Here is a 13,388-nt window from a genome sequence, read left to right on the forward strand (position 1 = left end):
AGAAGATTGCCCATTCAGTGTCGCTGCAGCGCAACAGCCGAACGCGTAGAATCGCGCTCCACACACTGCTGACGCCTCGGAGCTACCCGCATGGGCCTTGAACTGGTCACCTCTGGCAAGAATCTGCCGGAAGAAATCAACGTCGTCATCGAAATCCCCAAGGATTCCGAGCCGGTCAAGTACGAAGTGGACAAGGCCAGCGGCGCGATCTTCGTCGACCGCATCCTGTCGACCCCGATGCGCTATCCCTGCAACTACGGCTACGTCCCCAACACGCTGTGCGGCGACGGCGATCCGGCCGACGTGCTGGTGGTCCTGCCGCTGCCGCTGGTCCCCGGTTCGGTGGTGCGCTGCCGTCCGGTCGGCGTGCTGCGCATGAGCGACGAGGCAGGCAGCGACGAAAAAATCCTGGCGGTGCCGATCGAGAAGATCTTCTCCGGCTACGCGCACATCGAAGATATCAACCAGGTGTCCAGCCACTGGATGGAGCGCATCGGCCACTTCTTTGAGCATTACAAGGATCTGGAGAAAGGCAAGTGGGTCAAGCTCGACGGTTGGGGCGGCGCAGCAGAGGCGAAGCGTATCCTGGTCGAATCGGTGGAACGCTATAATTCCGACGCGCCCTGAGCCTTTGGCCGTGACATCTCTCCGCACGTGCGGAGCGACCGGGATCACGCTTTTGCCGTGATCCCGGTGACCGCGGTCGGTAGATTGGGTACATTGCCGAGCTGCGTTTAGCCGGCGCCTGCCGCCGGTGACTTCTGGGGAAGTGTCTTGCGTATTCTGTTTGTTGGGGACGAAGCCAGCCTTCCGTCCGACCTGGCCGATTACGTCGCCGATCTCGGCGACCAGTGGCAGGCGCATCGCGTGGCCGATGGCAATTCGGCGATTGAAGCTGCCGCATTGTCGCCATTCGATGCGGTCATTGTCGCCCCGGTGTTGCCGGACCTGACCGCCGCTACGTTGCTTGGGCAGATCCGTACCTTGCGCCCGGACACGATCCGCATCGCCCTCATCGATGCCCAGGATGGCCAGCGCACACCGCCGGCACGCATCATTGGCGTCGCCCATCGATTCCTGCCGATGCCGCTGGCACCGGAAGTACTGCTCGAAGCAGTCACCAGTCTGGAAGAACTGCGCGACCTGCTCAGCAATCCACGCCTGCGCGCAGCCATAGGGCGTATCGAAAAACTGCCCTCGCCACCGCATCTGTACTTGAGCCTGATGCACGCGTTGGAAGAAGACGATGGCGCCGATGCGGCCGACATCGCCAAGCTCATCGCCGGCGACCCGGCGATCGCGGCCAAGGTGCTGCAGCTGTGCAATTCCGCGTTCTTTTCCGGCGGCCGCAGCATCACCGATCTGCGAACGGCGGTGACCCGCCTGGGCGTGGCGACGCTGCGCGATCTGGTGCTGGCCAGCGAAGTGTTTTCGGTACAGACGCTCACCCCGGCAGAACGCAGTGCGATGCAACGCCGCGCCCTGCTCTCCTCGCGCCTGGCCGCCAAGGTGTTGCCGCCGACCAGCGCCGAACTCGGCTCCACGGCCGCCCTGCTGGCCGACATCGGCCTGCTGTTGCCGGGCGTGCGTGACGAGCGCGAACCGCCTGCCGAAGGCGGCGACGACCGCCTGGGCCACACCGAAGCCGGCGCGTATTTGCTCGGCCTGTGGGGCCTGCCGATGCCGATCATCGAAGCGGTGGCCTTCCATCGCCACCCGCAGCGCTCCAGCCTGCGCAGCTTCTGGGTGACCGGCGCGGTGCATGTGGCCACGGCGCTAGCCAGCGGCGAAGCAGTGGACGAGGAGTACTTGTCCAAGGTCGGCGTGATCTCTCGCCTGCCCACCTGGCGCGAGCAGGCCGACACCTTGCTTGGCCTTGCCGAGGCTTGAATGGTGGCCGCCAGAGGCAGTGATTGAAGTAACAAAAAGGCGCGATGGAATCGCGCCTTTTTCTTTGGCCATTTGCAGCCGCGTGATGACGCGCGTGGGATGGACAGTAGGCGCTACTGCCGGCCTGCAACGACAGACGCCGCTCAAGGGTGATTCGCGACAGACGATGCAGACCTGGGACACCTGCAGTCCGAGCCAGACAAAGGTTATGGCGATCGGACTCAACACCCGTAGCTGGAAAGTCGTGACCACGCACGCGCGTAGGGAATCGATTTTTTGTGGCATGCGCCTGCACTTAGACTCCGGTTGGCAGCGCTTCCAGGTTTGCTCCTACAGCCTGCAAGCCTTCACCGCTACACCGCCAACCGCGGCGACTCACACGCACCGCCACACCTTGAACGCAGTCGAACACGGACATAAAAAAAGCGGGCCTTTCGGCCCGCTTTTTCTTTACGACGCTTCGATGATCAGAAGCGCTGGTTGTACTGCACGAACAGGAAGCGGTCGTAGTCCAGCATCGGATCGATCGCCGCGGTGCTGCTGTTGGTGATCGAGTAGGTCACCGGCGGCTGCTTGTTCCAGATGTTGCGGGCACCAACGGTCACGCTGCCGTCCCATGGAGCCTGCCAAGTAACAGAGACGTCCTGGTAGGAGATCGAGCCCTTCTTGTTGGAACCGGTACCGCCGCCCCAGCCCGGATTCGGGGTCTGGTAGTTCGGGTTGTTGCACTCGATGCCCGCCGCTGCATCCCAGCAGTAATCGCGGAAACCACCGTAGTAACGCAGGTTCCAGTTGGCCGACAACGCACCCAGCGACCAGTCCAGACCCAAGGTGGCACGCACGCGCGGGTAGTTCCAGTAGCCGGCCGCGTTGGCCCACTCGGCACCGGCTTCGGCCTGCGACTTGTAGGTCGCCAGGTAGTTGGTGTCGAGGTTGACGGCGAACTTGCCGTAGGCGGTTTCCGGCATGCGGTAACGCACGCCGAAGTTGTAGCCTTCGGTTTCCAGACGACCCAGGTTGACGTTGCCGCGGCTCAGCGTGGTGACCTGACCGCTGATCGGGTCGCGACCGTAGTCGGCACAGTAGCTGGCCAGGTTGTTGAGGTAGCAGTTGTTCAACACATCATTTGCAGTGAGCGAAGTGATGATGTTGGAGATCGAAATGCGGTACCAATCCAGCGAGAAGTCCAAGCCCTGCACCCAATGCGGGCTGTACACCATGCCGACGGTACGGGTGATGCTGTATTCCGGCTCCAGCTCAGCATTACCAACGCCTGCATTGAACGGAGCATTACCCTGCACGTCGCGCTGGGTTACTGGGTTGTTCGCAGTGTCAGTTTGCCGGAAGTTGCCTGCCAAACCTTCACTTGCGCAACGCGCCGCCACACCGGCATTACCCAGCGAGCCGAAGGTTGCGTCGCAAGGGTCCGTGAAGTCATCGAAGCTCTGGGAACCACCGCCGAAGGTATCGTCAAGCGTCGGCGCACGGAAACCGGTGCCGTAGGTACCGCGCACCAGCAGGTCGTCGATCGGCTTCCAGGTAAAGCTGAACTTGCTGTTGGTGGTGTCGCCGAAGCGGCTGTAGTTGCTGTAGCGCGCGGCCACATCGAACGACAGTTCCTTGGCGCCCGGCAGATCCTTCAGCACCGGAATCAACAACTCCAGGTACGCTTCGTTGGTCTGGTAGCGACCTTCGGTGGCCTGTGCCGCGAGGTCGGTGGTGTAACCGGCGCTGGACAGCTGGTCCGGATAGTCGTAGCCGCTGATTTCGCGGTGTTCGACGCCTGCGGCGAAGCCCAGTTCACCGGCCGGCAGATCGAACAGGCCACCAGTGACGTTGGCGGTCCACTGCTTGCTCAGGCTCTGCTGCGTGGCCTGGCCCAGTGCATTGATGTACTGCAGCGCGTTCGGCGTGGAGGCCGACGGGCCGCCCAGGATGTTGAACGGGGTGCACTGGCCCAGCGCATTGCTGGTGCCCAGCGCGATCGGAGCCGCTGCGGTACCGCACTGCACCTGACCCTGCGCATTGAGGAACGACGGACCCAATGCCTTCTGCAACGCCAGCAGGTTGATGTTGCCGCGCGAAACCTGCGTCACATCGTACTTGTTGTAGTTGAAGCCCACGTCCCAGTTCCAGCCGTGGCTGCCGACGTCGAATACACCTTCCAGCGCTGCATCGAAGTGCAGGGTCTTGACGTTGCTTTCGGTGGTGCGCGGCAATTCAACCGTACGACGGAACCAGCTGTTGATGTCCTGGCCAACCGGGTTGTAGTAGCTGCCGCCACTGATGGCGACCGGGAACTGCGGCTGCGACGATGCCTGCAGCGGGTAGCCGGCGATCTGACGGTTCGAGTCGCGCTCTGAGTACATCGCGGTCGACTTGAAGGTCAGGCTATCGGTCAGGTTGTAGCTGCCGGTCGTGAAGATCGACTTGTTGCGGCTGGACTGCTGCAACATCATCTGATCGACGGAGTTGTAGTAATCGTCGGTGGTGATGTCGTTGTGGTAGTTGGTGAGGTTGCGCGAATCCGCGCCCACGCCCTTACCGTCGAACGAACCGGTGTGGTTGAGGATGTAGGTCTGGTCGTTGGAGGTGAAGCGACCCCACGGACCGGTCGCACTCAGGCTGTCTTCGATGTGGTTCGGACCGGCCGAGTAACGGGTCAGCGCGCGATCCTTGGCCCACACCGGATCTTCATTGGTGTAGTTGACGCCAAATACCAGCGAGGAGCGGTCGGTGGTGGTGCCGGCGGTGAAGGAGTACTGCTCCTTGGAACCGTCGCCACGACCGTTCTGGCCGAAGTACGCCGAGGCCTCTGCACCGTCGTAGTTCTGACGCAGGATGATGTTGACCACACCGGCCACGGCGTCGGAGCCGTAGATCGCCGAGGCGCCATCCTTCAGGACTTCGATGCGCTCGATCAGCGAGCTCGGGATGGTGGACATGTCGGTCAGGCCGGACAGGCTGCTGGTCCAACGCTTGCCGTTCACCAACACCAGGGTACGGTTCTCACCCAGGTTGTAGAGGTTGACGTACTGGCCGCCCTGTTCCGGGTCCGAGGTCAGCACGGCAGCCTTGCTGTAGGTCTGCGTACCGGCAATCGACAGGTTCTGGAGGATGTCGCCAACGCTGACCAGGCCGGACTTCTGAATGTCCTGCTGGGAGACGGTGAATACCGGCTGTGCGGTTTCGACGTCGACCGAGCGGATGCGCGAGCCGGTGATTTCGATGCGGTCCAGCGTCGTGGTGGACGGGGCGGACTGCTCTTGTGCATTGGCGGCAAAAGCCGGCGTCAACGCGATCGCAATACCGGCGGGCAACAGGCCCAGCCGCACTGCGGAAGTGCGAAGGTTCATCAATCTCTCCAGGGTTCGTTAGTGGCGCGTTAAGCGCCCCCGTGCAAATTACGTTTGCGTGAACGCCGTCGCTTTGCGCGTCACGCTACGTGGCTTTGCCGAATCTGGCGAATTGGTCGTCTGGTCGCGATAGAGCGATGCGGAGACGCCGAAACGCGCACGAAATGCGCGTGCGAAGCTGCAGCAGTTGTCGAAGCCGCTGGCAGCGGCAACCTCGCCGATCATCATCGAGGTATCACGCAGCAGATCCGAGGCCCGCTCCAGGCGCAAGCGCGCCGACAAGGCCTGCGGACTTTCTTCGTACAAGCTCTGGAAAGTCTTGGACACATACCAACTGGAGAAGTTGGTCAGCTGCGCCAGTTCGCTAATGCGCACCACGCGGTCGCTGTTGCCTTCCAGATAGAGCCGAGCACGTTGCATGCGGCCAAACACCTGACGACGGCGGCTGCGCGAACGGCCGGGACAACGTTGCTCCTGTTCGACGAACCCGCGCTGCATTGCTGCCAGATGCAGCAACAGCGGGCGCGCGGAGGCGCTGCCGCTCTGCATTGCTGCGTTACGCCACAGCCGCAATGCAATCCGCAGGTCGCTGCGCGACAATTGACTACGCCCCGGATACAGCGTCGCGTCGGTCAATTCGGCCAACGACTGCAAGCTGCTGCCGTCCAGGCTGACGCCCACGCACAACGCACTGCGATCTGCCTGCACCGTGGGGTGCGAGTCCTTGTCGAAGGCGATCCAGTCGCGAGCGCGCAGCCGAAAACGGCCTTCCTTGGACTCCACCCATGCACGGCCACGCAGCTGCACCCACAAGGTAAATGTCGCAGTGGTGGTGCGGATGCTGCCCAGACGCGAGACGGCCAGACAGGTCGTCGATGTCGCGTCGCTGGCACCATCCAACGAGAGTGCGAGCCCGCGATCGGCAGTGATGACCTGTTGCATGTTGGCAGCCCCTTGTACAAAAGAGGGCGTAGTGTTTTGCCGAATCTGGCGTCAGTCAGGAAGTTTCGACGAAGGTCTGCCGAAATTGCCACGAAGCCTTTCCGAAGGACTTACGAAGCCACTTTCCTTAAGATCATCAATAAGTTGGAGATGAAGCCGACGGATACCGATGGGCCCTCCGGCAGCGGCATGTAGGCAATCGCACTGCCATCTTCTTCGGCCAGTGCCACATACATCGCACCGCTGCGCTGATCCACACTGAAACCGTTGATGGTGGTGAACTTCGCAACATCCAGGCACTGCGTACGACCGCCGCCGAGCGTGCTGTCGTGTGTCGCGCAACTGTCATTGGAGGACAGGTAATGCACCTGCTCCTGGGTTCCCGGTGCCCAACTGCGATAACGCCAACGCGATGGCTGCTGCGGGTCGACCGGCTGCATGGTGTCGGCGGCCAGGGTTGGTGCGATCTTCCAAAGCCCTGCTCCACTCAGGTGCGTAAACAGCACCTGCCCGCTGGTGCGATCCAGACGCAGTTGCGAGACGTCCTGCAACGTTGCCAGTACGCGCCACGGGTTGCTGCTGCGGTCATACAGCGTGGCGAAGGTGTGTCCGTCGTCGGCGGCACCTACCACCAGCAACCGCTTGGGATCGGGAAGATGGATGGCCTGCAATGGCCGCGCCTGCGGCACGGGTAGGCGCACCGTCTTTCCGGTACTGGGCGTCACTTCGAAGAGCGCAGCGTGCCCATCGGCGTCGCTGCCGCTGACCAACACCTGCCGCGAATCGGCCGACCAATCGGCAGCCTGCCGCGCATCCGGGCGTATCCCTTCGATCAACCGCACCGAACCAGGTTTGCCGACATCGCCCCACCACAATCCATACGCACCGGAGCGGTTGGACGCGAAGATGAGTTGACGCCCGTCCGGCGCAATCATCGGCTGGTCGTCGCGCCCACTGGAAGCAAACAGGCGACGCCGGATGTAGCCACCGTTCATGGGGTCATGGATGACTTGATACACACCGAATTGCGGTTTGCGCTGCACGAACACCAGATGCCCATGCGCCACGTCCGGCGCCTGCGCATCGTCCACGCCCAGATCGTGCAGGCTGCGGTCGACCAGATCGAGTCGATACAGGCGCGCCTCGCTATCCACGCGCCGCCCGAAGACCAGGCTGCTGCCGTCCGGCAGCCAGCTCCATCCACGAATATCGGCATTGTCGTGCGTCAACCGCTCTGCACTGCCGCCTTGTGCGGGTATCCGCCACAGATCACCCAGCTGCGGATTACGCAAAAACACGATCCACTGCCCGTCCGGGGAATAGCGAGGCGCATAGTCGAAGTCGGCTGGCTGCGCGTTATACGACAACGCATGCCATTGCCCGGTTTCCAGATCCAGACGCCGGATCCGGGGCGCCCCGCGCGCGCCGGTCATGCTGCCGAACAGCAACGCACGGCCGTCCGGCGACCAGCTAAAACTGAGCATGTCCGCGCCATCGCACCGCACCACTTCGCGTGCGGCAGACTCACCCGCCGCAGCGGCGATCATGATCCTGCAGCTGCCATCCGGTGCCTGCCGGGAGAACGCAATTTCGCGCCCATCCGGCGACCAGGCGGGCAGCCGGTCGGAGATGCCGGGCGCAGGCGTTTCCAGCACGCGCGGGTAAGCGTTGTCGGTAGTTTTGACCAGGATCGAAGTTCCCGGCCGATCATTGGTCAACGAGGCGTAGGCCACCATGCTGCCGTCGGGCGACAGGCTGGGCGTGAGATCGAATCCGCCGCCGGCAGTGATGACCTGATACGGCCGCTTGGGGCTGCCCAGAACAGCGGTGGACGTCGCAACATCCGTTGCCGGCGCGCGCAACCACAGCGTGCGTGCCGCCAGACCGAGTACCAGCGCCAGCGTAATACCGGCAACGGCAAGGGCCATCCAGCGACCACGACGCGGCGTCGCTGCTGCTAGCAAAGGCGACGGCGACATTGCAGCCTGCGACATCGGGCGATGAACGGCCTCAGCGGCAGTGCTGGCCTCATCTGTGGGAAGCGGTGCTACCTGCATGGCCTCCTGCCTACCAGACGACTCCAGCGACGACATCGTCTGCATAGGCTGCGCCAGCGCATCCGCAGACGCTTCCCACGCCACCGGCGCCATCAGGCGATACCCGGTCTTGGCAATCGTCTCGATGTAGTCGGAACGCTGGCTGCCGCTGCTGGCAAATGCCTTGCGCAGCTGTGTGACTGCCTGGGTCACCACGTCGTTGGTGGGCAAGGTGTCCGGCCATACCTCGGCGAGCAGCTGCTCGCGCGTGATCACCTGCCCTGGCTGTCGCGCCAGGGTCAGCAGCACCGCCAGGGATTTGGGAGGCAACCGCAACGCCCGTCGTGCGCCAGGTGCGTGCACTTCGCGCGAGGCAATGTCGACCACACACTGCCCGACACGCAGCCGGCCCGATGGCATTGCAGTAGCAGGAGGAACACTCATCGGCAAAAACACGCGTCGGCATGCAAGGACTACAAAAACGCATCGCACTCGGTGCGAAACGCCAAATTCAGCAAAGGACCACGACCAACTGTGTCATGCATCCATTTGGTGCAAATTTTACTCTATGCCCCGTTGCTTCCTATAACGGGTGGCGACGTCAGGCTCTCTCTCTCTCGCCGACGAATTCAAATAATTACGACGTTCCCTTCGCGCCTTCTGGCGCGATTTTTTTATCTGCGATTCAGCTAAAACGCTGCAAGCCCTTGTGCGCTGTAAACGCTTGCAATGCGATCTCGTCGCGGCACTTGCGCGCAGCGACGAGATCTGCACCGACGAAGCTGAATTTTTGATAAGTGGGCCGTGCATTACGGGCAACCGAATGCAGGCTTGCGGCTAGGAGGCGCGATAGACCTGCGCACCCTGCGCCAGAAATTGCGAGGCCTTCTCTTCCATGCCAGCCGACAAGGCGCGCTCTTCGCCCATGCCGTGCTCGGCCGCGTAGTCGCGCACGTCCTGGGTGATCTTCATTGAACAGAAGTGCGGCCCGCACATCGAGCAGAAGTGCGCCAGCTTATGGGCGTCCTTGGGCAGGGTTTCGTCGTGAAATTCCCTGGCCTTTTCCGGATCCAGCCCGAGATGGAACTGGTCGTCCCAACGGAACTCGAAGCGCGCCTTGCTCAGGGCGTTGTCACGCACCTGTGCGCCTGGATGTCCCTTGGCCAGATCGGCCGCATGCGCGGCGATCTTGTAGGCCATGATGCCGTCGCGTACGTCCTGCCGGTTGGGCAGACCGAGGTGCTCTTTCGGTGTGACGTAGCAGAGCATCGCGGTGCCGAACCATCCGATCATCGCCGCACCGATGGCGCTGGTGATGTGGTCGTAGCCCGGCGCGATATCGGTGGTGAGCGGTCCCAATGTGTAGAAGGGAGCCTCGCCGCATTCGCGCAGCTGCTTGTCCATGTTCTCCTTGATCAACTGCATCGGCACATGGCCCGGCCCTTCGACCATGGTCTGCACGTCGTGCTTCCAGGCGAGTTTGGTCAGCTCGCCCAGGGTTTCCAGTTCACCGAACTGCGCGGCGTCGTTGGCATCGGCGATGCAGCCCGGGCGCAACCCATCGCCCAGTGAAAACGCCACGTCGTACGCCTTCATGATCTGGCAGATGTCTTCGAAGTGCGTGTAGAGAAAATTTTCCTTGTGGTGCGCCAGGCACCACTTGGCCATGATCGATCCACCGCGCGACACGATGCCGGTGACGCGCCTGGCGGTGAGCGGCACATAGCGCAGCAGTACACCGGCGTGGATGGTGAAATAGTCCACACCCTGCTCCGCCTGCTCGATCAAGGTGTCGCGAAAGATCTCCCAGGTCAGTTCTTCCGCACGGCCATCGACTTTTTCCAGCGCCTGATAGATCGGCACCGTGCCGATCGGCACCGGCGAGTTACGGATGATCCACTCGCGCGTTTCATGGATGTGCTTGCCGGTAGACAAATCCATCACCGTGTCGCCGCCCCAGCGGATCGACCACACAAGTTTCTCCACTTCTTCGGCAATGCCCGAGGACACCGCGCTATTGCCGATATTGGCGTTGATCTTGGTCAGGAAATTGCGTCCGATGATCATCGGCTCGCTTTCAGGATGGTTGATGTTGTTGGGCAGGATGGCGCGGCCACGTGCGATCTCGTCGCGTACGAACTCTGGCGTGATGCGCTGCTGGATCGCCGCACCGAAGGCTTCACCAGGATGCTGCTTGCGCAATACCGCATCGGTGATCGCTTCCAAGCGCTGATTCTCCCGAATGGCTACAAACTCCATTTCCGGGGTAACGATGCCGCGCCGCGCGTAATGCATCTGCGTGACATTGGCGCCACTGCGCGCCACACGCGGCAAACGTCGTCCCGGGAAGCGCACCGCATCCAGCCGCGCATCGTGTTCGCGGCCGCGCCCGAAGTGGGAACTCAGGGTTTCCAGCGCCACCGTATCGCCACGTTCGGCAATCCAGCCGGCACGCAGCGGCCCAAGGCCGGCAGCAAGATCGATCGCCGCTTGTGGATCTGTATAAGGCCCGGAGGTGTCGTAGACACTGAGCGGCGCGTTGTCTTCGCCGCCGAACAGCGTCGGCGTGCGCGTCAACATGATCTCGCGCATCGGCACCTGCAGGTCGGCACGCGACCCGGACACAAAGATCTTGCGGGACCCGGGAATCGGCTGGGTCACCGCTTCGGATAACGATTGGGTTTGTTGCTGCAAAACGGTAGGCGCGGCATTCATGGCGTTCGTCCTGTGTGCTGGTGACCAGCACCAATGGCGCTGGCTCTGCGAAGAAGTCGCAGTGCGGACGAAGCGGCGGCGCTCAACAGGACGAACCGTGCACGCACGGACCATCGCATCTTACGAAGCTTCCCTACGCCGGTATCAACCGGATCAGGTTCGAAGGGACTATCTCAACCGCAGCGCACTGCGGTACCCCCACTTCGGCGGCGATTAAACCACATTGCCGCTGGCGCGCGCATGCGCAACTGGCACGTGGCGCACCCTGCCAAGCGGGAACTATTCGATGAACGCAGCAGTGCATCTGACATACCCAGACATGTTCACGGCACATCGGCTGGCTAGCGTGGCTGCACAACAACCATAAAGCTGCTCTCTTTCCTTGCCGCCGCATTCCGGCGGCATTTTTTTTCGCCCCCTTGCAGCCGACCGCCAGATTTCGTTATCGTCGCGTGAAACAAGGGGTGGGCGACGCAAATGCAATGGATGCAACGGTGTGCGTGGATTGCGGCAGTGCTGCTCGGAGCGGCGGGACCGGCTGCAGCGGCCGAGCCGTTACCAGCAGAAGCCTTCGTCGAATCGGGCCCGATTTCTTCGCCCGCGATGTCGCCGGACGGCAAGCATCTGGCGGTCAGCGCCGACCTTGGGGACGGCAGCTACGCGCTGGTGGTGTACCGCATCGCCGACATGCAATCCACCACCATGTTGCGCCTGCCGCGCTACGAGTTACCGGTGCGCATTGCCTGGGTCAGCGATCGGCGCCTGGTGATCGGCAAGGGCCGCAAGCTCGGTTCGCTGGAAGAACCCGTGCCGATGGGCGAGATCATCGCCACCGACCTGGATGGCGGCAATCAGCGCTACATCTACGGCTACCAGCAAAGCACGCGCAATGCCGGGCTGGAGCGCGGCTTCGGCTACATCGAAGGGTTGCCGAGCCGGCGCAACGGGCACTTCTACATGCGGCGGCTGTCGTTGGATTCGCGCCATTCGATGCTGTACGACGTGGATGCCAGCACCACCACCCACCGGCTGATGGCCGACATCGACGTCCCGCGCCTGAGGTTTGTGCTCGATAACAATGATGTGGCGCAGTACGCATACGGCACCGACGACGACGACAATTCGCTGTTGTTTCGCCGCAACGGCAACGGCTGGACAGCGCTGACGCAGGTCCAGGCCAATTGGCGCCCGATTGCCTTTGCCGAAGAGCCCGCGCGTGTCTATGGGTGGTACAGCGTCTCCGGCGGCCCGGCGGCATTGGTGTCCAGCGACCCGGACGGCCAGCAGCGCAGCGTCCTGGCGTCCGACCCGTTCTACGACGTGGTTGATCTGCAATGGGGACTGGCGCCATTTGCGCCGTTCGCGGCCCGACTGGGACCGGGCCGGCCCACGCTGCGCTATGTTGCGCCCGACAGCGCACCGGCGCAGTTGCATCGCAGCCTCAGCGAGACGTTGTCCGGTCAGTACGTGGATTTCGTCAACTTCACGGAAGATGGCGGCGCCGTGCTGCTGAAGGCCTATAGCGACCGCGATGCTGGCGCCTGGTACATCTTCAATCGCCCGACCAATACGCTCAAGCTGGTGATCAAGGCCCGCAGCGCCCTGCCCGCGGCACTGATGGGCGAGCGGCGCATGGTGCGGTTCAAGGCGCGCGACGGGCTGATGCTGGATGGCGTACTGACCGTTCCGGCGACGGCTGGCCAGGGCGCACCGCTGCCGATGATCCTGCTGCCGCATGGCGGCCCGCATGTCGACGGCGATGGTTGGGCGTTCGATACCGATGCGCAATTTCTCGCCAGCCGCGGCTACCTGGTGTTGCAGGTCAACTATCGCGGCGGCACGGGTCGCGGCAATGACTTCGAACGCGCGGGCTATCGCCAATGGGGCGAACGGATCCAGGACGATCTGGTGGATGGCGTGCGTTGGGCGATCGACCAGGGCCTGGCCGATCGATCGCGTATCTGTAGCTACGGTGCCAGTTTTGGCGCGTACGCGGCGATGATGGTGCAGGTGAAGGCGCCGGACCTGTTCCGCTGCGCGGTCGGCGTGGCCGGCATCTACGACCTGCAGATGATGTACACCAAAGGCGACATCAATCAGAGCGCGTCCGGTACCAATTACCTGGAGCGAGTGATCGGCCGCGACGCGGCCGAGCTAGCCGCGCACTCGCCGGTCTCGCTGGCCGAGCGCATCAAGGCGCCGGTGCTGTTGGTCCACGGCGAAGAGGATGAGCGCGCACCATTTGCGCAGGCCAAGAGCCTGCGTGCCGCGCTCATCCGCAGCGGCAATACGCCCGAATGGATTGCGGTGCCCAAGGAAGGCCACGGGTTTTACAAGGACGCCAACCAGATCGCCTTCTATCGCACCCTTGACCGCTTCCTGGCCAAGCAGCTAGGTCATCCGACAACCGCATCGGCGGACAGCGCCACGCCGGCTACGCCGCAGTAAC

The 13,388-nt window shown here is 62.8% G+C and carries 7 protein-coding genes and 1 riboswitch; of the genes, 3 read left to right on the forward strand and 4 right to left on the reverse strand.

From position 1 onward, the window contains the following. The first annotated feature begins 90 nt into the window (after positions 1 to 90). Both ppa and BJD12_RS08210 read left to right on the forward strand, forming a co-directional pair. Positions 91 to 627: an inorganic diphosphatase gene (gene ppa, locus BJD12_RS08205; RefSeq protein WP_005990841.1), complete on the forward strand. Its 537-nt coding sequence runs from the start codon at positions 91 to 93 to the stop codon at positions 625 to 627. 147 nt (positions 628 to 774) lie between these two features. After that, positions 775 to 1,890, forward strand: coding sequence for an HDOD domain-containing protein (locus BJD12_RS08210; protein WP_005990843.1), 1,116 nt, complete (start codon positions 775 to 777; stop codon positions 1,888 to 1,890). A 467-nt stretch (positions 1,891 to 2,357) separates the two neighbouring features. Here the strand turns inward: BJD12_RS08210 and BJD12_RS08215 are convergent, their stop codons facing one another. The 4 genes from BJD12_RS08215 to thiC form a co-directional block, all read right to left on the reverse strand. Then, the gene (locus BJD12_RS08215; RefSeq protein ID WP_005990845.1) at positions 2,358 to 5,246 is read right to left on the reverse strand and encodes a TonB-dependent receptor plug domain-containing protein; all 2,889 of its coding nucleotides are present in this window, start codon (positions 5,244 to 5,246) and stop codon (positions 2,358 to 2,360) included. A gap of 48 nt (positions 5,247 to 5,294) precedes the next feature. Further along, a complete protein-coding gene (locus BJD12_RS08220; protein ID WP_005990847.1) occupies positions 5,295 to 6,188 on the reverse strand; it encodes a helix-turn-helix domain-containing protein in 894 nt (297 codons plus the stop codon). A gap of 110 nt (positions 6,189 to 6,298) precedes the next feature. Next, positions 6,299 to 8,644, reverse strand: a complete 2,346-nt coding sequence (locus BJD12_RS08225; protein ID WP_005990849.1) for a winged helix-turn-helix domain-containing protein — start codon at positions 8,642 to 8,644, stop codon at positions 6,299 to 6,301. Positions 8,645 to 9,061: 417 nt separating this feature from the next. Next, positions 9,062 to 10,939, reverse strand: a complete 1,878-nt coding sequence (thiC, locus tag BJD12_RS08230; protein WP_005990852.1) for a phosphomethylpyrimidine synthase ThiC — start codon at positions 10,937 to 10,939, stop codon at positions 9,062 to 9,064. A 112-nt stretch (positions 10,940 to 11,051) separates the two neighbouring features. After that, positions 11,052 to 11,149, reverse strand: a riboswitch (TPP riboswitch). 267 nt (positions 11,150 to 11,416) lie between these two features. Here thiC and BJD12_RS08235 point away from each other — a divergent pair. After that, entirely contained in the window at positions 11,417 to 13,387 is a 1,971-nt protein-coding gene (locus BJD12_RS08235) for a S9 family peptidase (protein ID WP_042827838.1), read from the forward strand. Position 13,388: the final 1 nt, after the last annotated feature.

Source organism: Xanthomonas vesicatoria ATCC 35937, from assembly GCF_001908725.1.
In the GTDB taxonomy this organism is placed as follows: domain Bacteria; phylum Pseudomonadota; class Gammaproteobacteria; order Xanthomonadales; family Xanthomonadaceae; genus Xanthomonas; species Xanthomonas vesicatoria.